The sequence below is a fragment of the Planctomycetia bacterium genome (assembly GCA_021413845.1).
Lineage (GTDB): Bacteria > Planctomycetota > Planctomycetia > Pirellulales > PNKZ01 > PNKZ01.
This window is the reverse complement of the sequence record JAIOPP010000008.1, coordinates 231,260-257,964: the sequence shown is the minus strand read 5'-3', so window position 1 is coordinate 257,964 and position 26,705 is coordinate 231,260. Positions and strand designations below refer to the sequence as shown.

Genomic DNA, 26,705 nt, shown 5'->3' with positions numbered 1-26,705 from the left:
TTTCATTTTCACGTTCCGTTGCTGGTCGCCTCCGTTCTCGCTTGCTCGGCCGTGAGTGCCGCGGAACTGCCCGTTAAGGTATTCATCCTTGCCGGTCAGTCGAATATGGAAGGGAAAGCGCCCAACGCGCTGCTCGACCATCAGGCCACGGACGCGAAAACGAAAGAGCTCTTCGCTCATCTACGCCGCGACGATCGCTGGATCGTGCGCGACGACGTCTTCATTAAGTTTCTCGATCGCCGCGGACCGCTCACCGTCGGCTTCGGTTCGCCGGGCCGCACGGGTCCGGAGTTGGAGTTCGGCACCGTGATGGGCAACCACTTCGACGAGCCTGTCTTATTGATTAAGACCGCTTGGGGCGGACACTCGCTGTATAAATCGTTTCGCTCTCCTTCGGCCGGTTATCCGAGCGAGGAAACTCTTCGCAAGGAACTCGAACAGGCGCAGACGAAGGTCGCGAAGAACAACGAAAAGAACAAAAAAAGAGATCCGCTGCCGACCATGGATGAGATCAAACGCGATTACGGATCTTCCTATCGAAATATGATGACTGAAGTCGGCGCCGTGATGCACGACTACGCGACGATCTTTCCGGAACTCAAGGGTCGAACTCCGGAACTCACGGGCTTCGTCTGGTTCCAAGGTTGGAACGACCAGTACGGAGCCGAGAACGAATACGCCTCGAACATGCGGCATTTCATTCAAGACGTGCGCAAGGATCTGCACGCGCCGAAGTTGCCGTTCGTGATCGCAGCGATGGGGCAAAACGGCTCGAAGCCGGCGGCCGGAGCGATGCTGACGATTCGCAACGCGCAACTTTCGATGAACGACGTGCCGGAGTTCCAAGGCAACGTCAAGGCTTTTCGCACCGACCTGCTCGTCGATCGCGCGGCCGAAGAACTGTATCCCACTTGGCGCGACAACTTCGAGCAATGGAAGCTCGTCGGAGGGGACCACGGCTATCACTATCTGGGAAGCGCGATCTGGTTCAATCGCATCGGCAAAGCGATGGCCGAAGCGATGCTGGAGCTTCGGAAAAGTCCGTGAGTAAGGCCCTTTCCCGGGCAGATCTAGGCAACTCGAATTCAAGCCGAGAGCTTTTCTATGGTGCGTCTCTTTTCGTTCGTCGCGTTGAGCTTGTTCGCTTGCGTCGGCATCGATGTCGGCGTCGCTCGGGCCGATGCTCCGTTTCCCGCGCATCGCGTCGCCGGCAATACCTACTACGTCGGCTCGCAAGAGTTGGCGAGCTTCCTGATCACGACACCCGACGGGCACTTCCTCATCAACAGCAGCTTCGAGGAGACGGTGCCGCTCATTCGCGGCGCCGTCGAATCGCTCGGCTTCAAGTTGAGCGATGTGAAGTACCTGCTCGCCAGTCATGCCCATTCCGACCACGTCGCCGGGCATGCGAAGATGCGCGCCCTCACCGGCGCGAAGGTGCTGGTGATGCAGGGAGACGACGGCGTCATCAGCGCGGGAGGCGCAGGACAATATCTCTATGCCGATAGCCGCTGGCCCGAATGCCCGGTCGATCGCGTCTTGAAAGACGGCGACGAAGTGAAGCTCGGAGGGACGACGCTCGTAGCGCGGCGCACTCCCGGCCATACGCGCGGCTGCACGACCTGGACTTGGAAGGAAACGGTCGACGGCAAAACGCTCGACGTCGTCGTGATCGGCAGCCCGAACGTAAACCCCGGCTACCGCTTGGTCGACAACGCCGACTACCCGACCATCGCGGCCGATTACACGCAAACCTTTACCGTGCTGAAGAGCCTGCAGTGCGACGTCTTCCTCGGCGCCCACGGCAACTACTACGACATGCTCGCCAAGCATGAGCGGCTCGAAAAGAAAGCACCGGGAAATCCGTTCCTCGATCCGCAAGGCTATGGAGCCTACGTCGCGACGAAGGAAGCGGCGTTTCGCAAGAAGCTGGCCGAGCAACAAGCCGAACCAAGGACGAAGCTCACGAATCAATAGGGGAGCGGCATTTTCACCGGGCCGTGGTCTCGTTGCGACTGATAGATCGCGGCGAACATCGCCACGACGATCCGTCCTTCGTCGCCCGTGACGAGCGGCGGGCGATCGTCCCGTATCGCTTGCAGAAAATCTTGAATCTGCAGCGCGTGATAATGCTCGGTCGGTTTGATTTCGCGAAAGCGGGCCCGATCCGTCGCCTGAAACTCGGCGAGCAGATGTTCTTCGCCGGAAATCGTCCAAAGATCGTTCAGCGCCGGCTCGGCGATCTCCGACATGCCGGCGACGAACGTCGCTCCACGATCGGTCTCGACGCCGACGCTCGCGCCGTTGGAGCCATGAATGTGGACCTTGGTAAACAGGCCGGGCTTCTGCGCGAGACTGGTCGTGATCGTGGCTAGCCCGCCGGAGCGGAAGCGAATCATCGCCACGGCGGTATCTTCGACTTCGATATAAGGATGATTCAAGTTGGCCCAATAGCCGGACACTTCGTCGATCTCCCCCATGAGCCATTGCAGAATATCGAGTTGGTGCGGCGACTGATTGACGAGCACGCCGCCCCCTTCCGTCGACCATTTGCCGCGCCAGGGATCCGAGGCATAGTAGGCTTCGTCGCGCCAGGAAAACATCGAGAAGACGCCGAGCACCGGCCGGCCGATTTTGCCCGCATCGATGGCCTGCTTCATCCGCTGCACCGGCTCGTAGAGGCGGCGCTGGCTGATCACGCCGAGCTTCACTCCGGCCCGCCGCACGGCGTCGAGCATCCGATCGCAATCTTCCAAGCTGGCCGCCAACGGTTTCTCGACCAGCGCGTGCGCGCCGGCCTCGGCCGCGGCGAGCACGGCGGCGGCATGCAGCGGATGCGGCGTAGCAACCAGCAGCGCTTCGGCGCCGGTTTCGCGGAACAGCGTGGTCAAGTCGGAGAACGGCCGCACCCCGAAGTCGCGCGCGAACTTCTCCGCACGCTCGAACGCATGATCGCACACGGCCACGAACTCGGCTTCGGCCGAGTGGCTTAATGCCGAAGCATGGATCCTGCCGACCTTGCCGCAACCGACGAGCGCCGTGCGAATCTTTTTCATCGAAGCCCGCCGGGAGGAGAAATCACGGAAAGAATCGCGCGCTCATTTCGCGCAAGTACGCCAACGAGGCAGCCATCTCATCCAGGCCGTTCATGCCGTCTTCGATGCTTACCCAGCCGCGGTAGTCGTGGTCGGCGAGAATGCGAAAGATCGTTGGAAAATCGTTGAGCCCCTGCCCCGTGACGCCATGTCGTAAATTCGGCGAGTAGCCCAACGTGCCGTCGGTTTGACGTAGCTCTTCGATCGTCGTCCCTGCGACCAAATAGCGATCGCTGGCGTGCATGCTCACCACACGCTCGGCCACGGCCCGCAAGAGCTCGATCGGATCGTCTCCCGCGACCACGGCGTTCGACGGATCGAACTGCACGCCGAAGTGCGTACGGTCCGGAATCGCGGCGACGAGTTCGAGAAAGACATCCTGTTTCTGGGCGAATTCAGGGTATTTCCAGAAGCCGTCTTTGTAATGGTTCTCCAAGCCGAGCACGATATCGTAGCTGCGCGCGACCGGCAGCAACTGCTCGATACACTCCACGACCCACGCCAAACCCTCGGCCCGACCCACCTCGGGATAGCGCGGGCCGGACAACACGCGGCACACGGCGCGCGCGCCACCCAAGCGGTGCGTCGCTTCGATCAACCGCTTGTGATGTTCGACTGCTCGGCGACGGAGCTCGGCGTCGGGATTCGTAAAGTCGGGCGAGCAACAGAGCATCGGCATGACGAAGCCGGCAGCGTGAATCGCCCCTTTTACGCGATCGAGATAATCGTCGTCGAGGCTCGTCAAGAAGCCATCGTACATTTCCAATCCGTCGGCATCGAGCGCTCGCGCCATTTCGATCCAATCGAAAACCGACATCGAACGCTCGCCGGCGATCTCGTCGAGATAGCACTTCGGAAAAGCGGAAATTTTAAGCGGCATGATGTTCGAATTACTTTTTACGACGATCGGGCTTGGCAGTCGGTGCATGCACCGGCCGTGAATGTACTGGATTCCGCGCCCGCACTCATGGGGGTAAATTATCTCGAATAGGAAAGCATTTCAATCAACCGCGACACTCGGTAAGTCGCATGTTCGATCTGCGAACGAAATCGCTTGTCATCCCACGAGCTTGTCTTATATTGATGCGACCGTTCGAGCCGAGGTCGCAGCGCCGATCGCGAAACCATTTCCTAATGCGAGTGAATCATGGCTGTTTCCCCCGAGACGAAAGACTTTCTCGATGAAGCGAAGAAAGGGAAGCCGCGAAAGTTCGTGATGCTCGTCAAAGGGACGACGATCGTGAGCCTCGTCGTCTACAAAAAAGGGAACGCGACCAAATTCATCAAGCAGGCGAAGGAAGACGGCAAGGGGATTCCCTGTTTCGGCTTGATCACCGGTCGAGGAATGGACCTCAACTTCCAACTTGCCGTGAGCGACGGCTTCGAGAAGCCGCCGATCAAAGATCTGATTCTGAAAAAGTTTCTGGAAGAAGAAGCCGAGTTTAAGTGCAAGCCGATGGTCGAGATCGTCGCGACGCTCGGCGTCGCCCTCGATGCCGACGATCCGCTGCACGCCCGGTTTATTAAGTTGCAATCGACGGCCCTCGAAGCTTGCGAAGCGAATCCGACGGAAGCGGACCGGATCGGCGAGGCTTGCCAAAAGATCGGCCGCTTGCTCGACGACGATCAGCGCGACACAGCCGTAATCGAGATCGACGCCTTAGAGAAATTGCTTGCCGGTTTGAATCCGCAAGAGACGAGCGGCCCCACCCCGGAGCAACTTGCCTACGAAACCCTGCGCTCGAAGCTGGAGACGTTGTTATTAGCGGCTAAAAAAGCGGCTCCCGACAAAGCCTTGGCCCTGGGGAACGTCTGGAACTACGCCGAAGCTCAGGCCCAAGCGAAGAACTTCGCCAACGCGAAGAAGGCTCTCGATGGGCTGGCCGATGCGCTGAAAAAGACCCTCGCCGCTCCCGTCCGAAACGATGCCGCCAAGTTCGGCATCGCCGAGGGGATCGTCGCCGAACGCCGAGCGAAGTTGGAGAAGTATTTCATCGAGCAAATGGCCGCCGCTCGCATCGAATCGAGCAATCAGATCGACGCGATCGGTCGGGTCGTCGAAGAGACGATGGACGACGGTGCGGATCTCGGCGACTTGCTGCAAGACGCCGTCGACGACCTCTACGACGCGGCATCCGAAGAATTATTCGGCGCGCTGGAAACCGGCTCGGTCGAGAAGGTACAAGCCGCCGTCGCCGACTGGCGCAAGCGCGTTAAGAGCGATCCTCTGCTCGCGCATTTGCGCAAGGCCAAGTCGTCGCTCGGCGTCGACGCGGCGATCGACGCCGATTTGAATCGGCTGCTCGATTCGGTCGAGAAACAATTGCAAACCGCAGCGTAGTCGCCTGCCGCACGGCTCCGGAATTCGCCGTGCGGTTCGTTCGTGAGAGCTTCATCACTTTGCTGGAAAGGGTTCGACCGTGTCAACCGGTTCGGAATTAGACAAAGATGTGGATCTAAGCGAAGCCAAAAAATGGTGCGACGAAGCGCGCAAGCTCCTCGGCGGTAGCCGCGAGAAGGAGAAGCCGGCCAAGCTGCTCGACCAGCGGGCCGCGAAGATCATGGAAGAGCTGAAGGAGATGCGCAAGGAGTTGACGAAGAAGAAAGGCGCCGTCGACAAGAAAGCCGTCGACGACTTCCAAAAGCGGTTCATCACCATCTCGACCGCCATCAATAAGGCGGCCACCAGCACGCCGCCCGACCAGAAAGAAATCGAGCGGCAATCGGACTTCTTGAGCGAGTTAAAAAAAGAGATGGCCGTGCCGCTGGCCTTCTTCACGAGTTGGGCGGAGAAGAAGCTCACCGCGCGACAACAATCGAACGAAGGTCCGTCGAAGTACGTCGCCGCGCGCGACGAAGCTTTGAAGAAGCGCGCGGATCTCGACAAGATCATCAAGGTCGGCGGCGATCAAGCGGTGCTCCTCAAAGCGATCGACGACGACTTGGCCGATGCGAAGAGCCTAGCCGATCGCGATCTCTATGACGACGCGCTCGTGCCGGTGAAAAGAGCCGACGACGCTTGCGACCCGGCCCGTAAAGCGTTTACGGACGCCAAGCTCGACTATGAGACCGAGCGCGATCTCGCCTCGCAAGCGATCGAAGACGCGAAGTCGGTTCCGAATTACCTAGACGACTTTTCGTTGGAAGTGCAGTCGGCTTCACAAGCCATCGTCGATTCTCAGAGCAAGGCCGACGCCGGCAAGTTCATCGAAGCGAAAAACCTGCTCGACGAACCGAAGCGGGAAATGCCCAAGATTACGTCCGGAGAAGCGCTCTATAAGAAAGCGTATACCACGGCGATCAAGCAGGCCCATGAAAAAGCCGACGAGAGCGTCGCGAACAGTCCCGGTCCGCTGAAGACGAAACTCGCGACTCAGTTTAACGCCTTCACTCCGCACTCGACGACGCACGGCGAACGGATCGTCGCCAAGGATTGGACGGGAGCCAAGAATAGCCTGACCGATCTCAAGTCGACGGCCGACTTATTGAACACGGCCGTCGAGAACCTTAAGAACGCCGTGAGCCCCTACCAGCAGCGGCTCACCACGATCAAGCCTAAAACCGACGCCGCCGATGCGACGGGAGTGCCGAATTTCATTCAACTTTTGCAAGACGTCGTGAAAGTCGGCAAGACCACGGTGACGAACTTGCTCACGGCCTTTAATCACGAAGCCGTCGAGACGCCGCTCGCGAAATTGGAATTAGACGCGACGAAGATGATGAAGGCGAAGACCGACTATAAGGCGGTCATCGACGAAATTGCGAGAATGGTGAATACCGGAGGCGAAGACGCGGTCGCGCGTGCGGTAGCTCTCGACCCACCGACGTTGGCGACCGCCCGCAACACCGGCCTCACCGCGGCGCGCAACGGAGTCCAATCGGCGGCCGATGGCGGAATGATTGCCGAAGCCAACCGACGAATCGCTACTTGGAAAACGCAAGCGAACGGTTGGAAGAACACGGCGGCCACGACCATCACCAACGCACAGACCGCCCTGACGACCAAGCCGTTCGATCCGGTGAAATTCCGAACCCTCATCAGCCAACCGGGCGGCCCCCGTATTTTAGACGACTTATTATCCGGTGCTTTTCCGGACAACAAGGTGCCGAAAGACTTGCTGAAAGTCTTGTTCAAAGAGCGCTACGGCGTGACCTTGGAGCTCACCAAGAACACGCTCGACCATGCGACGGACAAAGGAAGCAAATCGGTAAAGAAGCTGTACGACCTGATGGCGCAGGTTCCGGATACGCACGCGAAGCAGAATACGAGCCTCAAGAAGATCGTGCGTAACACGACTACGGTAGGTTCGGGATCGTATTCCGGCGGGGCCTCGAAGCAAATCAATCTCGAATGCGGACGCCAGGGGGTTGCCATGGGCAATCCGCTGGGAGATGGAGGTCACTTCCCCGATTTGGAAGACGATTGCAAGCCGGCCCCAGGGCCTGCGCCGAAGTTCTTCGATTGGACCACGCTGCACGAGATCGGCCATGCCGTCGACGATAAGCTACGCTTCATGCAAGGCAAACTCCCTACGGAAGCGGAGTTCGGCGGTTGGATCAACCATGCTCGGGATGCGACGCCGGCGGCGACCGCGGCCCGCAACCACTTCGTCGTCGACACCAAGAAGTTTCCCCTGCAATCGATTCTAGACCTGTTGACGAACCCTCCCGCGAAGCCGTACGACGCTCCTCCCGATCTGCCCGACGACACGGTCGAGCAAGTCGCCTGGAACGCCGAATGGCGAAAAGTGGTCGACTGGTGCTTCGACGCTCGAGCCGCTAGCACGCCCTGGTACGCCGGAGCGCGCGCGAAGACCCGAGCGATCGACGGTCGTGTCTATCACGAATCGTATGCCGATGGGCGTTGGGCGAGCTACCTCGTAGCCGCGCGAAGCAAAGGAATCAAAGGCTACCAATTCCGCGCTCCGGGCGAATGGTTCGCCGATCTCTACGCGGCTTATCATTGCGGTAAGCTCAAGCCGGCTCATCCGGCCGTAGAGTGGCTGAAAAACCTCTAAACTTCGAACTTAAGGAAGACCATGTCGATTTTCGAAGACGTCACGCTCGCTTGCCCGGCGTGCCAAGGTGAGGTTCCGTTCAGCGCGGCGTTCAGCATCAATGCCGACCGTCGGCCCGACTTGCGCGAAGCGATTCTCGACGAATCGCTGCAAGCCGAAAATTGTCCTCATTGCGGCAAGCGGTTTCGGCTCGCCCCCGACATCAACTACATCGATATCGAAAACGGCCAATGGCTGGCCGCGCATCCGATCGACCAGTCGGGACAATGGAAGCGCTACGAAAGCGAAGATCGGGCCGGGTTCGACAAAGCCTACGGCAACGGCGCCTCGGCGACCGCGAAGTCGATCGGGGCCGGCCTCGTCGCACGCATCACGTTCGGCTGGCCGGGCCTGCGCGAAAAGATCGTCGTGCGACAAAAGAACCTCGACGATGTCACGTTGGAGTTGGTCAAGCTGGCGATCATTCGCAATGTCGACTCTCCTCTCGACCAAGACACGGAGCTGCGCTTGGTCGATGCCGACGACGCGCTGCTGTACTTCGTCTGGTTCCGCGTTCCCTCCGAAGAGTTCATCGAGGGGATGCAAGTTCCCCGTTCGCTCTACGACGAAATCACGGCCGACGTCGAAGGTTGGGGCGCGCTCCGCTCGCAATTCGACGGCGCTCTCTACGTCGACATGAACCGGCTGCTCATCGAAACCGACGCCGAATAAGCGGCGCGGCTTTCGACATTCACCTCGCCGACTCCGCCGTAAGCCTGCGCGCGCAAGCGAAACGGGCATCTCCGTCGGCGTGATTCCGCTCCGCTCATCGTGCCGCGACGCCGGCAGCGTGCTCTCCTGCGCCGGGGTCGTAGCGATATCGGCGGTAACACCGCGGCCGCTTCTGCGCTTCGCATACATAGAGGCAAACGTGTGTTTGCCGAACACGATTCAAAATGAGTTTGAGAAAGGTTGTGTGTGCTATGCGTTGCGCTCGATTCCTGTCCGCCGTTACCTTGGGCCTCCTCTCCGCTTGGCAAGCGACTGCCGCCGTCGCCGGTCATGAACCCTCGAAGTCGCAACACTGCGGCATACCGACTCCGCCGCCCGTGATTTGCGGCACGACCACGACCACGACGCCGGTCATCCGCGACCATCGCCATCCCGTCTCGGGCCCCGTAGTGCGCGACCACCGCCATCCGGAAACCGGACCCATCGTGCGCGATCACCGCAACCAAGTTTCCGGCGTGCCGACGTACGTCGTCCCCACCAAGTATGTGATTCCGCCCGTTTACATTCGGCCCAGCAGCAACGCATCCGGGGGCGTCGTAGTGACGAACGGCAGCCATTCCGGCACCGTCGTCCACAACCCAACCGTGCCCCCTTTCGGAACGCCTACCGTACATACCGGCAGCGGATCGCACCTCCCGTTCCCACTCCCTTTTCCTAGCCTTCCTATCAAGATCTACCTGCCGTTCTAAATCTTCCAGGACCCAACACAGCCCGACATAGAGCCCCGGCATGAAGGCCGACGAAAACAGCCCTCATAGTGGCAGCCGAGACGATCCCCCTGCGGGTTTGTCTCGGCTGTCGCTTTTTGCGCCTTACGGCTAAAGACGGCGCAACCATTTGCCGTAAAATACCTTAGAGCAAGGCCTCTAAAAAAGGCCGCCGAGTTGCCGTAAGGAATTCGGCGGTCCTTACCTTACTATATATTAGATGCTCTCCCCTGCCCGTTCTCCGCGCGCCCTCCCCTTCCGAAGGAACTCGTCGTGCTCGAATTTCTCGGTCGCAAGAACCGCTTCTGCGACGCCGTCGACCGCCGCGACTTTTTACAAGCAGGTTTTCTCGGACTCGCCGGCCTTTCTCTCGGCGACTTGCTCAGGGCCCGCGCGGCAAACCCCGCACCTGCGGCCACCAAGAAGTCGACCAGCGTGATTCTCGTTTGGCTCGGCGGCGGACCGAGCCATATCGACATGTGGGACATGAAGCCCGACGCGCCGCTCGAAGTCCGCGGCGAGTACGCTTCGATCGCCACGAGCTTGCCCGGCGTTCGCATCTGCGAACACATGCCCCACTCGGCCCGCGTGATGGACAAGTGCGCTTTGATTCGCTCGATGACGCACGGCGATGCCGACCATGCTTCGGCGGCGCATTACCTGCTGACCGGCCATGAGCCTTCGTCGATCAGCAAGTCGAACGAGATGCCGAGCTACGGTTCGATCGCCTCGAAGGAATGCGGAGCCCGCCGCGCCGGCGTGCCGGCCTACGTGGCGATTCCCGAACCGCCCGGCAGCGGCTACGCCGGCTATCTCGGCCAAGCGTACAACCCGTTCATCGTCGGCGGCGATCCGAGCGATCCCGCCTATCAGGTCCGCGATCTGATGACGGCCGGCAATCTCGGCCTCGATCGGATCGAAGATCGCATCGGCTTGCTCAACCGGCTCGACGGTCTGCGCCGCACGGTCGACAACTCGGGCGTCATGGAAGGTCTCGACGCCTTCCATCATAAAGCGTTCGAGATGATCACCAGTCCCGCGGCACAGCGGGCCTTCGATCTCAATCAAGAGTCGGCGCAGGTGCGCGACCGTTACGGGCGCACCACGTTCGGCCAGAGCATGTTGCTCGCGCGGCGTTTGGTCGAGGCCGGCGTCACGTTCGTCACGGTCAAGAACAACGGCTGGGACACGCATCAACGCAACTTCACGACGCTCCGCAACGACAAGCTGCCGGAAATCGATCGCCCGTGGGGGACGTTTATCGACGACATGTACGAGCGCGGCCTGATGGACGACACGCTCGTCGTCTTGATGGGCGAGTTCGGCCGCTCCTGGTTTATTACCCCGCCGACATCGGGCCGCGAACATTGGCCGAAGTGCTATTCGCTCGTCGTCGCGGGCGGCGGCATGAAGATGGGCCAAGTCATCGGAGCCTCCGACAGTCGCGGCGCGTTCCCGTTCGATCGCCCCGTCACTCCCGAAGACTTCTTGCAAACGGTCTACGGCTTCCTCGGCATCGACACGCAAAAAGCGTATGTGAACGATGCCGATCGCCCGTTCACGATCCTCAGCGGCGGGCGCCGCATCGCCGAGTTGGTGGGCTAAATCGATGCTTCGCCGCGTGGTTCGCAAACCGCCGCTGCAACAGTTACGCGCGATGCTCGCGTGCGCGGCGTTATCCGTTTGCGCCGCTGCCGACGGGGCAAGCCCGAACGCAAACCCGGCCGTGGCGAACGTGGCGCGCCCCGACTTCACGCGCGATCTGCAACCGCTTCTTGCGCGGCATTGCGGCGAGTGCCACGGCGAGAAGAAAAAAGAAGGGGGCCTCGATCTCACGCACGCCGCATCGCTCCTGCAAGGGGGTCAGTCCGGCGCGGCGATCGTCAAAAGCAACGCCGACAAGAGCCTCCTCATCGAGCGGATCGACGACGGCTCGATGCCTCCCGAAGGTCGCCCTCGTTTGAGCAAGGCCGAAGTCGCGGTCGTGCGTGATTGGATCAACACCGCGGCGAAGCTCGAAGCCGGCGACGGTCTTCCGCCGCTCGCCCCGGCCGACGCCGACTATTGGGCCTTTCGCAAGCCGCAGCGTCCGGCGGTGCCGCTAGTCGCGAATGCCGGCCGTGTCCGCTCGCCGCTCGATGCCTTCGTCCTCGCGCAGCTCGAAGCGCAGCAGCTCGGCTTCTCGCCCGATGCCGATCCGATCGCGCTGTTGCGCCGCGTGACGTTCGACCTCACCGGCCTGCCGCCGACGCCCGAAGAAGTGGAAGCGTTCGCCGCGTCGTATCGCCGGCCGACGACCCAAGATCCCTACGAAGCGGTCGTCGATCGCTTGCTCGCCTCGCCGCACTACGGCGAGCGTTGGGGCCGGCATTGGCTCGACGCGGCCGGCTACGCCGACACCGTGAAGACGGATAACGACATCACGGGCACCACGATCCGCGAAGGGATCTGGAGATACCGCGACTATGTCGTCCGTTCGCTCAACGACGACAAGCCGTACGACCGATTCGTCCGCGAACAACTTGCCGGCGACGAAATGCTCGGCATCGCGGAGCTCGCAAAACTTCCCGCCGAGTCGATCACGCCCGAGATGCGCGAGTTGCTCGTCGCCACCGGCTTGCTGCGCATCTCGGTCGACGGCACGAACAACTTCGAGCGCAATCGTCCGCAGGAACGGAACGAATTGCTCTTCGATACGATCGAAAACGTTACCTCGAACTTGTTCGGGCTCACGGTCGCTTGTGCCCGCTGCCACGATCATAAGTTCGATCCGATCTCGCAACGGGACTACTACGGCCTCGTCGCTTGCCTGACGCCGTCGTACAACCTCGATCGCTGGCTGCAACCGCAGAATCGACACATCATCATGTCGACCGCGGCCGAGATCGCCGAGATGACGGCGTTCAACAAAGAGCTCAATACGCGCGCCGGCGAGCTCGGCGGCCGTGCCGCACGGCTGCGCAAGCCGTACGAACCGCAAGACTACGAAGCACGCCTGGCCGCACTTCCCGAAGCGATTCGCGAAGACGTTCGCGCGGCCATCGCCGCGCAACAGGACAAGCGAACCGATGTGCAAAAGTATCTGTTCGAGAAGTTCGACGCGCAGCTGAAAGTGACGCGCGAAGACACGCTCGCCGCCGCCACTCCCGCCGACCGCAGCGAAATCGAGCGGCTCGACGCGGAAGTCGAAGACGTGAGAGCGAGGCAAAGGACACCGCAAAAGATCCAAGCGTTGTTCAACGTCGGCGATGTGCCCGAGACCCGCTTGCTGCGCCGCGGCAACTTCCTGACGCCGGGCCCGATCGTCGGCCCCGCGATTCCGCGGGTGCTCAGCGACGACGGTGATGGAGAACTCTTCACGATCGACGAATGCCATCAACCGACGAGCGGCCGACGCTTGGCTGCCGCCGAGGCGCTGACTGCGCCGCAAAGCCGCGCCTCGGGCTTGCTAGCGCGAGTCGCGGTCAATCGCTTATGGCACTACCACTTCGGCCGCGGCATCGTCGCTACGCCCGGCAATCTCGGTCGCTCAGGCTCCCCCCCTTCGCATCCCGAATTGCTCGAATGGCTCGCCGCCGACTTCATCGCCGGCGGCTGGAAGCTCAAGCGCGTTCACAAAGAGATCGTGATGTCGAGCGTCTATCGGCAAGCGAGCGCGGGGCGCGACGTGCCGAGTGCTGCGCTCGCCGCCGATCCCGACAATCGCCTGCTGTGGCACGCGCCGCTCCGTCGGCTGGAATCGGAAGCGGTTCGCGATGCGGTGCTGGCCGTGGCGGGCTCGCTCGACCGGACGCTCGGCGGACCACCGGTGTTGCTGGAAGGCCGCCTCGACGGGACGGTCGTCGTCTCGAAGAGGGCGCTCGCGAGCCCGACCTCGCCGTGGCGACGAAGCATCTATCTTTTAGCTCGCCGCAATTTCGGTCTCTCGCTGTTGTCGGTCTTCGATCAACCGTTGATGGGGACCAACTGCACGCAGCGCAATCAATCGACCGTCGTCTCGCAATCGCTCACGATGCTGCACGACGCGTTCATTCTCGAACAAGCCGATCTGCTCGCCGAGCGCGTCCGTAGAACGGCCGGCGACGCGCGACCCGCGCAGATTCGAGCCGCGTATCTGTTCGTTCTTTCGAGGCTCCCGTCGAGCGAAGAATCGACGGCCTGCGAAGCGTTTCTTACGAAGCAAGCCGTTCATCGGGGCGAAGCCGCGACCGTGAAGACGACGAACTCGACGGACCTAGCGCTCGCCGATCTTTGCCATTTATTGCTGAATACGAACGAGTTTTTGTACGTCGAATGAGCGCCGTCGCCTCACGCCGAAACTAAGACCATGATTCACGATTTCGATCCGTCGACTCCCCTTTCGCGCCGCCAAATGCTTGCGCGCTCGGGCCTCGGTTTCGGCAGCCTCGCGCTGTCGGCCTTGTTGCACGACGACCGCGTACGGGCCGACGACAAGCATGCTTCCGCGGCGACTCACGGAACGAAGCAGCATTTCGCGCCGCGGGCCAAGGCCGTCATCCAACTGATGCAAACCGGCGGCCCGAGCCAGATGGATTTGTTCGATCCCAAGCCGGAGTTGCAGAAGCGCGGCGGTCAGGCCAGTCCGTTCGAAGTCGAGAAATTCCTCGGCGGCAACACCGACACTCTCTTCGCCGGGCCGTTCGGGTTCGTCCGCCGCGGGCGCTCGGGGATGCCGCTGTCGACGTTGATGCCCGAAACCGGCGCGCTCGCCGACGAGATGTGCCTCGTTCGCTCGATGTATACGGAGCACAACAACCACACCGAAGCGACCGTGATGATCAACACCGGCAAGACCAACATGGGTCGGCCGGCGCTCGGGGCTTGGTGCAGCTACGCACTTGGCACGGAAAACGAAAACTTGCCGTCGTTCGTCGTCCTGCGCGATCCGAAGAAGTACGACACCGCAGGGTCGCTCAGCTGGTCGTCGGGCTGGTTGCCGGCCGTGCATCAAGGAACCGAGTTCAGCTCGCAAGGAGTACCGGTTCCGAACTTGTATTCTTCGCGCTCGATCTCGCCGGGAGCCTACCGCGAGAAGCTCGACCTGCTGGCTCGCCTAAACGGCCGGCATCGAGAACGCTTTCCTCGCGAAACCGAGCTCGAAGCGCGCATCGAAAACTACGAGCTTGCCGCGCGGATGCAGGGAGCCGCGGTAGACGTACTCGACACGGCGCGCGAAACCGAAGCGACGCGTAAGATGTACGGCCTCGACGATCCCACCACGGCCGCTTACGGCACGCGATGCCTGATGGCGCGCCGGCTCGTCGAGTCGGGCGTGCGCTTCGTGCAGGTCTTCTGCGACCAAGAAGGCCAAGCCTGGGACACGCACAGCAAGCTTCCTGCCGAGTTGCCGAAGATGTGCAAGCAGACCGATCGCCCGACCGCCGCGCTGATCCGCGATCTCAAGCAGCGCGGCTTGCTCGACGAAACCATCGTCCTCTGGACCGGCGAATTCGGCCGCTTGCCGGTATCGCAAAACGCCGACGGCCGCGACCACAACCGCAATGCGTTCAGCTTGTTTATGGTCGGCGGCGGCTTCCGCGGCGGCACCATCTACGGCGCCACCGACGACTTCGGCTACCGCGCCGTAACCGATCGCGTCAGCGTCCCCGACCTCCATGCCACGATTCTCCATCAGCTCGGGCTCGACCATCATCGCGTTTCGATTCGTCATCACGGGCGCGACGAAACATTGACCGACCCCGCGGTTACGGGTGCCCACGTCGTCGAGGCTCTGATCGCTTAGCGAACATGTGCCCGCTTGCTTGCGGCGGTATTCCCCGTGGCACCGCGAGGTGCCGCTGGTAAGATGGATCGCATGAGCGACGTCTCGGCAAAACGCGAAGCAGTTCCTCCCGGCGGCGATGCGTTTCCGCAGACGGCTTGGACTCTCGTGCAACAGGCGGTCGTGCCGGAAGGAGAAGTGCGCGATGCCGCGCTCAACGAGCTTGCGGCCCGCTATTGGCAGCCGATCTACGTCTATCTGCGGCGCACCGGACGTTCGACGATCGACGCCGAAGACCTGACGCAAGCGTTCTTCATCCACTTGCTGGAGAAAGACCTGCTCGTGCGCGTGAAGATGCGCGAAGTTCGCTTCCGCGCGTTCTTGAAATCGGTATTGGAGAACTTCCTGGCGAACACGGCTCGCACGGCCGGCGCGAAGAAGCGCTTCGCCGGCTTTACGCTCGACGTGAACGAAGCCGAGCATCGCCTAGCGGCCTGCAACGAAGCCTCGCCCGACGCGGCCTTCGACGGCGTCTGGGCCATGGAGCGTTTGGAGTCGGCCGTCGGCTCGCTTCGTTTGGAGTTGCAGCAAGCCGGCCGGGCTTGGGTCGCCGATGCTTTGCTCGAACGCTTCGGCTTAGACGCGCGCACGGAAACCGCTTCGGTCGGCGATCTCGGTCGACAATACGGCGTGACGGAGAATCAGTTGTCGGTCGCGCTGCATCGGGCTCGCAAGCGACTGCGGCAACTCCTCATCGCCGAACTGAGCCGCACGACGACCTCGGAAGCCGAAACGGCGGACGAGTTGGCCGCCATGTTCGCCGCGTTGGGCAAGCGTTCGACGTTGGGCACTTCGTAAGGGAGCGAACGTGGACGTCGTCGAATGTCGGCGGTGCGGTCGCTCGCGGCCGGCGCAGCAAGGAGCGGCGCTCGGCGACAGTTGTCCGTATTGCTTGCTCATGTTCGCGATCGGCGAAGACGAAGCGGAAGACGCAGCGTCGTCGCACGGTGCCGAAGCGATTCCCCAAGCGTTGCCCGAACGGATCGGCCCTTACAAGTTGCTTGAGTTGCTCGGGGCCGGCGGGATGGGCTCAGTCTATCGCGCTCGGCACGAGAGCCTAGGCCGGATCGCGGCGTTGAAGGTGTTGCGGCCGGAGTTCGCCGAGCGCGCAGGCTTCCGCGAACGATTCCAGCGCGAGGCGCGCGTGCTCGCGAGCCTCACGCATCCCCACATCGTCGGCATCCACGACACCGGCTGCGACGATGGTTTCTATTATCTGGCGATGGAGCATGTCGCCGGCAGCACGCTGCGCGAGCGATTGAACCACGGCCCCCTTTCGGCAGCCGCCGCGACGACGATCTTCACGGAACTCTGCGACGCGCTGCAATACGCGCATGAGCGCGGCATCATTCATCGCGATATCAAGCCGGAAAACGTGCTGCTCGATGCCGAGGGCCGGGCGAAGCTCGTCGATTTCGGCGTGGCGAAATTGCTGCATGCCGAAGCGTTCGATCGCGCGCCGGCAACCGAAGTCGACGCCGTCGTCGGCACGCGCCGCTACATGGCTCCCGAGCAATTGGAGCTCGGGCGACCGATCGATCGTCGGGCCGATCTCTACGGGCTCGCGGCCGTGTTTTACGAAATGCTGACGGGTAGCGTGCCGCTAGGTGTGTTTGCGCCGCCGAGCCGCGTTGCGAAGGTCGACCCATCGCTCGATCGCTGGATCATGGCGGCCTTGGCGAACGACCCGAACGATCGCCCGGCCGACGCCCGCACGTTTGCGGAAGGGATTCGTCAAGCGAACGGCACAGCGAAGAATTCAGGGAACGAGCCGCTTCCGGCAGCGCCTCAACAGGTTCGGCGACGACGGATGCTCGGGCTCGGCGCAGCGGCTGTGGCGGTGGTTGCCGGCGCGGCGCTCGTTCGCCGGTTCGGCTCTCAGGCGATGGAAAACGATCCGCTCGCGGCGTGGGGAGCCCGGCGCTTGGTGCATCCGCTGAGCGTCTGGCGCAGCGTGTTCGCGCCCGACGGCAAGACGCTCGCGACGGCGTGCGGCGATCGGCTGGTGCGGTTCTGGCCTCTCGACGGCGGCGAGCCGACGGCGTCGTTCAACGCTTATCCGCGCGGCGTGCTGGGGTATCTGTCGCTCGCTTACTCGCCCGACGGTAAGTCGCTCGTGACTGCCGGCGGTGAGAACCTCGGCCGAGTTTGGGACGTCGCCACGCGCAGCGAGCGATTCACGCTCCAGCAGCATTCGCGCGAGATCGTCGACGTCGCTTGGTCGCCCGACGGCAAGCTCATCGCGACCGCGGGTCATGACAAAGCAGTCCGCTTGTGGAACGCCGCGGATGGAACTTCGGTCGGCACGTTCGGCGGGCTCGCGGACCCGGCCCTGTGCGTTTCTTTTTCGTCCGATGGTGCGCTGCTTGCCGCAGGAATCATGAACGGCGGCATCAAAGTTTGGGAAGTCGCCTCGCGCGAAGAACGAGGAACGCTCGGGCACCAGAAACGGGTCTGGTCGCTGGCGTTTGCGCCCGGCGACGTGCGGCGCTTGGTCTCTGGGAGCCACGATCAAACGCTGAAGATCTGGAATCTCACACCGGGCATGACGGCGAAAAAAGGGGGAACGCAAGAGATTCCGGCCGGCGGCGAAGTCTGGTCGGCGAGCGTTTCCCCGAAGGGAGATCTCTTGGCTGCCGGCCTCAACGACGGCTCGCTGCGGCTCTGGACCTTCCACGAGGGGCGCCCACTCCGCACGATCCGCGAGCACACGACTTCGATCGTCGCCGTGGCGTTCTCGAAAGAGGAGGACCAGTTGGCGACCTCTTCGCTCGACGGCTCGACGATTCTCTGGGATGTTCGCCGCTTGGTTTGAAGACGTCTGGTTCGATGATCGGCAGTGCAGGATAATAGAAGCATAATTTTCATAAAATCGGTAATTTAATCGTTCCCATTTACCTATAGTCGGTCGGATACTCCGCTTCCGTCGCACTTGCTTGATCGAGGATCGCCCGCATGTTTTTCGCTTCGCTATTTCGCCGCCCCCTTTTGTTCGCCGTGGTTTCTTGCGCGGTCGCGGTGTTCGCTCCCTCCGACTTCGCACGAGCGCAGACCGCGCCGGCGGCGACCGAAGTGCAGCCCGACCGACCGGACACGATCGTGAAACCGAAGAAGCGGGGCTTTCAGTGGGTCGCGAATCCGCAAGAAGTGCTGCCCCGTTCGGGCAAGCGTAATCATATTTTCTATGTCGGCGAGCCGGTGACGTTCGAGCTCGGCCCGGCGGCCGATCGCTTCGAGATTCGTAACTATCAAGGAGACGTCGTCGATCAAGGTTCCGTCAAGCCGGCCGGACGGGGAGCGGATAGCAAGATCACGTCGAAGGTCGCGCTGGCCGGTTGGTATAAGCTGTATGTCTACGGCAAGCCCGCCGTTGCACCGAAGAAGAAGGCGGCCGATCCGCTCGATAGTTTATTGGAAGGGCCGAAGAAGACTTCGGCCGCGGACGAGAAGGCGGAGCAAGTGCGCGCGCTGTGGGGCGATGTCGTCGGCGCAACGACGTTCGTCCTCTTTCGCCGAGACGCGAACTTTCCGTCGGGCTCGGCCGTCGAACAGTACGGCGAACCGACGGGGACGAACGATCAGGTGTTTCGGGCCATGTCGGGCATGGGCCCTCAACGACACCAGGCCGACGCCGAAGACCCGGACAAGGCGATCGCCGCACTGGAGCGCGACATCGCGATCGACCAAGCGTTGTACATGAACCGCGATCCGGTGCGTCCGCGTCCGCTGATGATCGCGTTCGGCGGCGGCACGAAGAACCTCGACGGCGTACGCAAGATCGTCGAGCATTTCAAGGATGCGGTCGAATACTGGGAGCCTCGCAACGAGCCGAACTTCGGCGCGAGCCCGACCGACTTCCTCGAAAAAGAGTTGAAGCCGTTCTATAAGACGATCAAAGAAGTGAGCCCGAAGCTCAAGGTCATCGGGCCCGGCACGGTGAGTTACAACATCACGCAGTTCGGTTGGATCGAAGGTTTTCTGAAAGCCGGCGGCGCGAAGTATCTCGATGGATTTTCTTTTCACGCCTACAACTGCGTCAACGGCGATCTGTTCTTAGCGCGGCGCACGCTCAACGAGCTCAACGAACTCCTCGCGCGCTACGATGCCGACAAGCTTGAGAAGTGGCAAACGGAACAAGGCTACTTCGCGTGCATCTACGGTGCCTATCAGCCGCGGCTGCAAGGTCGGTGGACGATGCTCGAGATGATGGTGTACGAGCAATTCGGCCTTCCCAAAGAACACAATCATCTTTGGTACGATCGGAGCCACGGCTTCTGGGACTTTCCGACCTGGTGGGAAAACGGCGACGGCAGCTTGAACCCCGCCGCACCGTTGATGCGCGTCTGGTCGGAAGAATTGTTCGGCACGAAGTTCGAGCGGGCTCTGGATCTGGGCCCGAACGGCAATCGGCAGTACATCGGCAGCTTGTTCGCCGGCGATGCGAGTAGCGGCAAACGAGTCGCCGTGTTCCAAGCGGCCGGCAGCACCGATGGGCGCGTCGTGTTGAAAGTGAAAACGGCGAGTGCCGACCTGCCGAAGCAGTTGCGCGTGTCATCGGCATTCGGGGTCGAGACCGATGTGGCCGTCGTCGACGGTCGGGCCGAAGTGCCGGTCGGCGAGTTGCCGGTCTATGTCCGCATTGCGAAGGGGCAAGAGGTCGAAGTCGAGCCTTATGATTGGGGCGTGAATCTGGCTCGCGCCGAGGGAGTGAAGGTTGCGGCGTCGGGCAGTAGCGAACATCCCTCGGACAAGCCCGACACGCCGGCCGAGAAGCGAACTCCCAACGACATCGGCAAGCTCGTGAACGGCGAATATGAAAACTGGTATCGCACGTTGCAGCGCGAAGATCATCCCTGGATGAGCAACGTCGCCCAGTGGCCGGCGACCGTGGAACTCGCGCTGCCGACGGCGCAGAAGATCTCGCGGGTCGTCGTGTTCGCCGCTCCGCCGTGGCAAAATCAGAGCACGCTCGTCGATTACGAATTGCAAGTCGAGCGCGAGGGAAGTTGGGTCACGATCGAGCGCATCAAGGAACCGACCCAAACGCTGCGCGTCTTCTCGCCTCAAACACGGACCACGACCGATTCGTTCTTCAGCGATCGTTGGGTGTTCGAGCACCGCTTCGAGCCGGTCACCGCTTCGAAGGTCCGGCTGCTCGTGCATCAAACGACGCACGGCGGCGGCGCGACCGGCGACGTCGGAGAAGCCGGAGGCCAGACGGGCCTACAGCAGATCGTGCTGCGCGAGATCGAGATTTACGGTCGATAAAAAAACCCTGGAGCGACTTTCATCGCTCCAGGGTCTTAGTGTTTTCCGGCCCTTATGCCCGGACGCATGCACACGTACGGATCGGCTTTCACGAGCGGACTATTTGCCGAAGAGTTTCGTGAAGAGGTTGTTCGACTTCTTGACGTCGGAGACTTCGACGATCGGCGCGGCGACTTCGTTCGCGGCGACTTCATCGGGAATGATCACGGTGATCGGCTCTTCGTGGCCGACCGCGAGGATCCCTTGCTTGGTCGCTTCGGCGATCGCGAGTTGCGTTTCGACTTCCGTGGCTTCACGCGCTTCGGCACATTGACGGCAACCGCCGCACACTTGCACGACGACGCACTTCCAACCGTGTTTCTCCGTCACGACCGGGGTCTTCACGAGCTTCGTGATGCACTTCACTTTGCAGCAGGTCGGTTGCATTACCTTTTCGCAATGCACGCAGCCGTCGCAATCGCGCACCTGTTGGGTGCCGACGCATTTCGAACGGCCGTTGAGGCAGATATCTTCCACCTTACAGGAGTATTCGAACTTCGTCGTCTTCGTGACGTGCGGAACCAACTTGCAGACCTTACGGCCTTGGTTGTTGCAACCGCAAGAGTTGCAACCGTGCCCGGCCTCGGCCTGGGCGACGAGGCCCAAGAGCGCGACGGCGAGCGAAAGAATCGTAGCGTATTTCATGTTCCTATTCCTTGTAGTTGAGCGAATGAGAGCATTGTCCGAACCGGACGATCGGCGTCGGCACCGTGGTCGGCGGAGACCACGGTGCCGACACCTGAGAGGTCATGCGTTAGAAGTCGATCGCGAAGCGAACGCCTGCTCCGAAGGCCGAGCCACCGATTTGACCCGGGAGGTTCGTCGGAACCGGTGCGTTCGGGTTCTGTCCCGGGCCGCCCGTGTTGAACAACGTACGATCCGAGTACAAGAGGTTGTACTGAATCTTCATGTTGGGGTTGATGAAGTGGTTCAGGCCGATCGTGTGATCGACCACGGTACCGCCGCCGTTCGGGGTGGCGGCCGTGTGCAATTGCTGGGCATCCAAGTCGAGCACGTTGTAGCGATAGAGAACTTGCCACGCACCACGGGTCAGGATGTTGCAATGACGTCCTTGACCGGACTTGATGAAGTGGAAGTTTTCGTAAGGCACCACGCGGCCGAAGGCACCGGCCTTCCGTTCGTACTCACGATGTTCGCCGGTGAGGAAGTAGGAAACCTGACCGTAGTAGCCGTTGAAATAGGAGGTGCCGAGGTTCGCACCCGGGTTCACGAATCCAGGAGCCGTTCCCGGCGGATTGGTGGCCTGTTGCAAGCGCGTGTTCTGATTCCATTGGCCGAAGTATTCCGCTTGGAAGTGCCACGGACCGTAGACGGCGGCGATTTCCGGAACGAGCAACTGCTCGGTGGTCGAGTAGAAGATCGCCGTATCGGCGACGTTCGACCACGTTTGCGAGATACCGTTGCGGAGCGAACCGCGGGAACGAAGCCGCGATTGACCGTCGACCGTGCGGCGGTCGGTGGCGCTGATGCCCAAGTGGAGCAAGTACCGGCCGTGCGATTCTTCGTCGTAGATCGGCGTCCAGGTCACGCGGCTGACGAGGTCCGGCCCGCCGGCTTCGTAGGCGAACACGTTATTGCTGTTCGCCGTCACGGAGTTGGCCCAGGTCATGGTCTGCTCTTCGTTCCAATCGTAGATCAACACGCCCGGCTCGAAGCCGTTGTTGAATCGGCCGGTGAAAGCGTCTTGGCTTAACGAGCGTTCCATGAAGTCTAAGAAGCGGCTGCTGTTGGCGTGCTCAAGTCCGTTCGGCGGCTTGATGTTACCGACGCGCATGTTGCCGATGTACGGAATCTCGTGCATGCCGATCCAGACGTCGGTCGGAGCCGGAATGCCGAAGTATTGGCGATCGAAGGCGTTCTTTAAGCCGTTATTGTTCGCCTGGGCGTTCCCTGCGGCGTTGGAGTTGAAGGAGTTAATGAAGTCCAACTCGACGGCGAAGTCGAATTGTTCGTACAACGTTCCTTCGGTGCCGAGACGTAAGCGGCGGAAGTCGGCGGCCGTATCCCCTTGGTTACCCCCGAGACCTTGGAAGTAAGGGTTCGAACTGTCGGAGAAGCCCGACACGTCGAACTGGGTCCGGCCGCGCCATTTCATCTTGAACGCTTTGTCGGCCGTTTCGAGTGCGGCGCCATCTTTCCAGGTGCCGCTCATCTTCAAGTCGCTGCCGACGACGGAGCCCTTCGGAGCATCTTTCTTTTCGGCAGCCTTCACCTCTTCGGCGAGGCTCGCGAACTTCATGGTTTGTTCGGCGTACCGTTCTTCGAGCTCGCGCAGGCGATACTCCAGCGCGGCGTTGTTGTTCGCGTTGGTGTTGACGTTGTTCGAGGCCAACACGGCCGACGTGTCGGGCGACACGGTCGGATGCGGAACCGCCGCATACTCTCCGGTCGTTTCATAAACCGGAGGAGGTTGCGGAATCGCGGGTTGTTGCGCAGCGAGAGGGGCTGCGGCACCGCAACTGGCGATGCTCAACAGCGCGGCGCTGAACCAGCGGCGCGTCGTCGTCCGAAGAAATCCGTTTCGTAGAACCATGTGCTCCACCTATGAAAATTGGGTAGGTCGGGGCGCGCATCCTGCGCGCGGTTGTGCGTATCGTGCCGGCAATGCTGCGATTACGGGTCGCTTCTGCCGTAACAGACGAAAGGGTAGTAGCGTCCGTTACATGGCTTATCGGGGGTATCTAGAGAAGCCGATTATTAGAATCAGCGCAATCGTACGCGAACGAACCCTCGCCGCAGGAGCGACCTTGAGGGATAATCCTACTGTCCGTTGTGCGTAATCTTTGCCTGCTGTTTCTTCTCTGCCGGCAATGCCGCCGCGCCTTCACGATCAACAGCGAGAGCTTGATGTACTCGACCATCTTGGTTGCCCTCGGTGGAGCGCTCGGTTCGGTAGCGCGCTACAAGCTGTCGGGCCTCGTGTTGCACCACACCGTCGATTGGCGTTTTCCGTTGGCGACGTTTATCGTCAACGTCGTCGGCTGTTTCGTGGTCGGCGTTCTGGCCGCGCTGAGTGAGAAGCACGAAGTGATTTCGCCGGAATCGCGACTACTCTTGTTCACCGGAGTCGCCGGCGGCTTCACCACCTTCTCCGCTTTCGGCCTGGAAACGATGTTTCTGTTGCGGCGCAACGAATGGGCCGTCGCGGGCTGCTACGTCGCGCTCAGCGTGATCGTCGGCCTCGCCGTGATGGGACTCGGATTCATCCTGGTTCCCGCCAAAGCGGCTTGAATTCACGGTTTTCCGCCGGCCTGCGCCACGAAGTAAATACACTCGGCGCTAGAGCCGAAGCCGCCGTGGGCTGTTAAAATAGTTCCACCGCACACGCTTCCCTCCTTCGACCTTCGGTCGCTTTTCCCGCCGCTCGATTCCCTGTGATGACTCGAATTCAAACTCTCGGCTACATCGGTTGCATCGGCCTCGCGATCGCTGCGGCGACGACCTTCTCGCCGTCGATTCCCGCGGCCGAAGCACCGGCCGAGCCGAAGTCGGCGTCGACTGCGACTCCGACACAGGCACCGACGCTGCACGATGCCGCGAGCTTGGAAACGCTCATCCGTCCGTACCTGGCGCAACACTGCCTTCGTTGTCACGGCCCGGAGAAGCAAGAAGGGAAGCTCCGGCTCGACACGCTGGCCGTGAACTTCGGCGCCTCGGAATCGGCCCGGCATTGGATCGAAGTGATGGACCGAATCAACGTCGGCGAGATGCCGCCGGAGAAGGAGCCCCGTCCCGAGGCGCATCAATCGCGGGCCGTCGCGGTGTGGCTGGCGGCGGAGCTAAGGCATGCCGCGCGGCAATCGTTGTCGCATGGAGGCCGCGTCGTGCTGCGGCGCATGAACCGCACCGAATACGCCAACACGATCCGCGACTTGCTCGATCTGAACTTCCTGCCGGGCGAAAGTCCGTTGGAGTTTCTCCCGCCCGACGGCACGGCCGAAGGCTTCGATAAAGTCGGTGCCGCGCTGATGCTCGATCCTTCGCTCTTGGAAAAATACTTCGAGGTCGCCGCCCGCATCGCAGGTCAGGCGATCGTCGATGGTCCGCCGACCGTGGCAACGCATAAGAAGCGTTTCGAGTTCGAAGACACGGCGAAGAACGGAGCGATCAACTACCTCTGTGCCAGCGCTAGTTTCGCTTGCCGCGAACACGATGCCGCCCTGATCGACGGCGGCGCCCGCTCGTTCGGCGAGTTCATTTACCCGAAGACGCGCACGATGATCCCGACGAAAGGGATGTACGCCATTCGCTTGCGCGCGGCGGCCTTTCCGGGCGACCGCAAAGAGCCGATTCGGATTCGCTTGGTCCGCGGCGACGAAGTGTTGCTCGAGACCGACGTGACGGCGCCGCCCGAGCAACCGCAGACGTTCGAGATTCTTGCGCCGCTACTCGAACCCGGCGGCAACGAGCTCCAGGTTTCGATGCTCAACGGCACGCGGTTGTTCATCTACAACCATGCTTACGGGCAGATGGAAAAGGCGATCGACGAAGCCGGTAAAAAGAACGAACAAGCCGAGCTCCTGCGCTTGCGCGGGCGTATGTCCGCCGAAGGTTTGATCTCGGGGGGTCGCCCGAACCCCGACGTGCTCGATCGCTCGAAGCTGCCGAAGCTCTACCTCGATTGGATCGAGCTCGAAGGACCGATCTACGAGCAATGGCCTCCGAAAAGCCACAAGGCACTCTTTTTCAAAGCCGAAGATGCGCCGCGCGACCTCGCGTATGCCCGCGCGATGTTCGAGCAGTTCATGCCGCGCGCTTGGCGCCGGCCGATTCGCCCGGAGGAAGTCGAGCCGATCGTGAAGCTGATTCAGCAAGAGCTCGACGCGGGCATGCGCTATGAAGATGCCGTGCGGGCGGGCTTGATCGCCGTGCTGACGTCGCCGAAGTTTCTCTATCTCGTCGAACCGGCCGACGAAAAACCGCGCAACCTAACCGACTATGAAATCGCGTCGCGGCTGTCGTATTTCCTCTGGTCGAGCATGCCCGACCGTACGCTGTTCGATCTCGCGCAGCGTGGGAAATTGAAAAGCCCAGCCGTGTTGGAAGCGCAAGTCGATCGGCTGCTGGCCGATCCGAAATCGCGGGCCTTGGTCGAGGGCTTCGCCACGCAATGGCTCCGAACCGATGAGTATTGCAACTTCACTCCCGACCCGCGCCTGTATCCGAACTACGATGCGAAACTCGGCCGCGCGATGGTGCAGGAAACGTTGAGATTCTTCGAAGAAATCCTCCACCACGACTTAAGCACGCTGAACTTTCTCGACTCCGACTGGACGATCGTCAACGATCGGCTCGCGAAGTTTTACGGCATTGAAAACGTAAAGGGTGAGGAGTTTCGGCGCGTGAAGCTGCCGGCCGAACTGCATCGCGGCGGCTTGCTCGGTCAGGCGGGCGTGATGCTCCGCGGCTCCGACGGCACCCGCACGAAGCCGGTTCGGCGCGGCGTGTATGTGCGCGAAGTCTTGTTCAACGATCCCCCCGATCCGCCGCCGCCGAACGTCGGCGAGATCGAGCCGAACATCCAAGGAAAGAACCTCACGGTGCGCGAGCGACTGCTGCAACATCAGCAGATCGAAAGCTGCGCCTCGTGCCATCGCACGATCGACCCGTACGGCCTCGCCTTGGAAAACTACGACGCCGTCGGCGCTTGGCGCACGAAGCAAAACGGCGAAGGATTCCGCGACCGCAATGTTCCCGCGATCGACGCGAGCGGCCGGCTGCCGAACGGCAAAGACTTCGACGGACCCGAACGGTTCAAGCAATTGCTCGTCGAGCAGAAGGACCGCTTCGCGCAAGGGCTCGCCGAAAAGCTGGCGACCTACGCCCTCGGCCGACCGATCGAAGCGGCCGATCGCCCGACGATCGACGCCCTGACGACGAAAATGGCGGCGGCCGACTACACGCTGCGCAGCCTCATGAAAGCGATCGCGACGAGCGATGCGTTTCTCAAGAAATAACACCCGGCTTCAAGAATTACGGCCTC

General features: G+C 61.5%; 18 protein-coding genes. 14 read left to right on the top strand and 4 right to left on the bottom strand.

Annotation, left to right across the window (positions count from 1 at the left end):
* Positions 1-1,047: sialate O-acetylesterase (locus K8U03_02410; GenBank protein ID MCE9603736.1), on the top strand; the 1,047-nt coding region annotated here is incomplete at its 5' end.
* A gap of 57 nt (positions 1,048-1,104) precedes the next feature.
* Positions 1,105-1,977, top strand: coding sequence for a subclass B3 metallo-beta-lactamase (gene bla, locus K8U03_02405; GenBank protein ID MCE9603735.1), 873 nt, complete (start codon positions 1,105-1,107; stop codon positions 1,975-1,977).
* Here the strand turns inward: bla and K8U03_02400 are convergent.
* The gene (locus K8U03_02400) at positions 1,971-3,056 is read right to left on the bottom strand and encodes a Gfo/Idh/MocA family oxidoreductase (protein MCE9603734.1); all 1,086 of its coding nucleotides are present in this window, start codon (positions 3,054-3,056) and stop codon (positions 1,971-1,973) included. The genes bla and K8U03_02400 overlap by 7 nt on opposite strands.
* Before the next feature lie 22 nt (positions 3,057-3,078).
* Positions 3,079-3,975, bottom strand: coding sequence for a sugar phosphate isomerase/epimerase (locus K8U03_02395; GenBank protein ID MCE9603733.1), 897 nt, complete (start codon positions 3,973-3,975; stop codon positions 3,079-3,081).
* A gap of 267 nt (positions 3,976-4,242) precedes the next feature.
* On the opposite strand from K8U03_02395, the gene K8U03_02390 reads away from it, so the two are divergent.
* From K8U03_02390 to K8U03_02345, 10 genes are all read left to right on the top strand, one after another.
* On the top strand, positions 4,243-5,436 hold the full coding sequence (locus K8U03_02390; protein ID MCE9603732.1) for a hypothetical protein: 1,194 nt from the start codon (positions 4,243-4,245) through the stop codon (positions 5,434-5,436).
* Between the two features lie 79 nt (positions 5,437-5,515).
* Positions 5,516-8,113 (top strand): hypothetical protein, encoded by a 2,598-nt coding sequence (locus K8U03_02385; protein ID MCE9603731.1) that lies wholly within the window; start codon positions 5,516-5,518, stop codon positions 8,111-8,113.
* Positions 8,114-8,134: 21 nt separating this feature from the next.
* Complete coding sequence (locus tag K8U03_02380; GenBank protein MCE9603730.1) at positions 8,135-8,824, top strand: CpXC domain-containing protein; 690 nt, start codon at positions 8,135-8,137, stop codon at positions 8,822-8,824.
* A 251-nt stretch (positions 8,825-9,075) separates the two neighbouring features.
* A complete protein-coding gene (locus K8U03_02375; protein MCE9603729.1) occupies positions 9,076-9,573 on the top strand; it encodes a hypothetical protein in 498 nt (165 codons plus the stop codon).
* Positions 9,574-9,864: 291 nt separating this feature from the next.
* Positions 9,865-11,196, top strand: coding sequence for a DUF1501 domain-containing protein (locus K8U03_02370; GenBank protein MCE9603728.1), 1,332 nt, complete (start codon positions 9,865-9,867; stop codon positions 11,194-11,196).
* Between the two features lie 16 nt (positions 11,197-11,212).
* Positions 11,213-13,888, top strand: a complete 2,676-nt coding sequence (locus K8U03_02365) for a PSD1 and planctomycete cytochrome C domain-containing protein (GenBank protein ID MCE9603727.1) — start codon at positions 11,213-11,215, stop codon at positions 13,886-13,888.
* A gap of 30 nt (positions 13,889-13,918) precedes the next feature.
* Complete coding sequence (locus tag K8U03_02360) at positions 13,919-15,355, top strand: DUF1501 domain-containing protein (protein MCE9603726.1); 1,437 nt, start codon at positions 13,919-13,921, stop codon at positions 15,353-15,355.
* 72 nt (positions 15,356-15,427) lie between these two features.
* A complete protein-coding gene (locus tag K8U03_02355; GenBank protein ID MCE9603725.1) occupies positions 15,428-16,192 on the top strand; it encodes a sigma-70 family RNA polymerase sigma factor in 765 nt (254 codons plus the stop codon).
* Positions 16,193-16,202: 10 nt separating this feature from the next.
* Positions 16,203-18,209 carry a serine/threonine protein kinase gene (locus K8U03_02350; protein MCE9603724.1) on the top strand — a complete coding sequence of 669 codons (2,007 nt, stop codon included), beginning with the start codon at positions 16,203-16,205 and terminating at the stop codon, positions 18,207-18,209.
* Positions 18,210-18,349: 140 nt separating this feature from the next.
* The gene (locus K8U03_02345) at positions 18,350-20,662 is read left to right on the top strand and encodes a hypothetical protein (protein ID MCE9603723.1); all 2,313 of its coding nucleotides are present in this window, start codon (positions 18,350-18,352) and stop codon (positions 20,660-20,662) included.
* 99 nt (positions 20,663-20,761) lie between these two features.
* Here K8U03_02345 and K8U03_02340 read toward each other — a convergent pair whose 3' ends face one another.
* Entirely contained in the window at positions 20,762-21,346 is a 585-nt protein-coding gene (locus tag K8U03_02340; GenBank protein MCE9603722.1) for a hypothetical protein, read from the bottom strand.
* Positions 21,347-21,455: 109 nt separating this feature from the next.
* Positions 21,456-23,255: a hypothetical protein gene (locus tag K8U03_02335; GenBank protein ID MCE9603721.1), complete on the bottom strand. Its 1,800-nt coding sequence runs from the start codon at positions 23,253-23,255 to the stop codon at positions 21,456-21,458.
* A gap of 314 nt (positions 23,256-23,569) precedes the next feature.
* Between K8U03_02335 and crcB the strand changes: the two genes are divergently transcribed.
* Positions 23,570-23,953 carry a fluoride efflux transporter CrcB gene (gene crcB, locus K8U03_02330; protein ID MCE9603720.1) on the top strand — a complete coding sequence of 128 codons (384 nt, stop codon included), beginning with the start codon at positions 23,570-23,572 and terminating at the stop codon, positions 23,951-23,953.
* Positions 23,954-24,099: 146 nt separating this feature from the next.
* Positions 24,100-26,679, top strand: coding sequence for a DUF1592 domain-containing protein (locus tag K8U03_02325; GenBank protein MCE9603719.1), 2,580 nt, complete (start codon positions 24,100-24,102; stop codon positions 26,677-26,679).
* Positions 26,680-26,705 lie beyond the last annotated feature (26 nt).

Bases quoted from the DNA above. Each gene is read 5' to 3' on its own strand.
- bla (MCE9603735.1), top strand. From the start codon at position 1,105: ATGGTGCGTCTCTTTTCGTTCGTCGCGTTGAGCTTGTTCGCTTGCGTC.
- K8U03_02400 (MCE9603734.1), bottom strand. From the start codon at position 3,056: ATGAAAAAGATTCGCACGGCGCTCGTCGGTTGCGGCAAGGTCGGCAGG.
- K8U03_02395 (MCE9603733.1), bottom strand. From the start codon at position 3,975: ATGCCGCTTAAAATTTCCGCTTTTCCGAAGTGCTATCTCGACGAGATC.
- K8U03_02390 (MCE9603732.1), top strand. From the start codon at position 4,243: ATGGCTGTTTCCCCCGAGACGAAAGACTTTCTCGATGAAGCGAAGAAA.
- K8U03_02380 (MCE9603730.1), top strand. From the start codon at position 8,135: ATGTCGATTTTCGAAGACGTCACGCTCGCTTGCCCGGCGTGCCAAGGT.
- K8U03_02375 (MCE9603729.1), top strand. From the start codon at position 9,076: ATGCGTTGCGCTCGATTCCTGTCCGCCGTTACCTTGGGCCTCCTCTCC.
- K8U03_02360 (MCE9603726.1), top strand. From the start codon at position 13,919: ATGATTCACGATTTCGATCCGTCGACTCCCCTTTCGCGCCGCCAAATG.
- K8U03_02355 (MCE9603725.1), top strand. From the start codon at position 15,428: ATGAGCGACGTCTCGGCAAAACGCGAAGCAGTTCCTCCCGGCGGCGAT.
- K8U03_02345 (MCE9603723.1), top strand. From the start codon at position 18,350: ATGTTTTTCGCTTCGCTATTTCGCCGCCCCCTTTTGTTCGCCGTGGTT.
- K8U03_02340 (MCE9603722.1), bottom strand. From the start codon at position 21,346: ATGAAATACGCTACGATTCTTTCGCTCGCCGTCGCGCTCTTGGGCCTC.
- K8U03_02335 (MCE9603721.1), bottom strand. From the start codon at position 23,255: ATGGTTCTACGAAACGGATTTCTTCGGACGACGACGCGCCGCTGGTTC.
- crcB (MCE9603720.1), top strand. From the start codon at position 23,570: ATGTACTCGACCATCTTGGTTGCCCTCGGTGGAGCGCTCGGTTCGGTA.
- K8U03_02325 (MCE9603719.1), top strand. From the start codon at position 24,100: ATGACTCGAATTCAAACTCTCGGCTACATCGGTTGCATCGGCCTCGCG.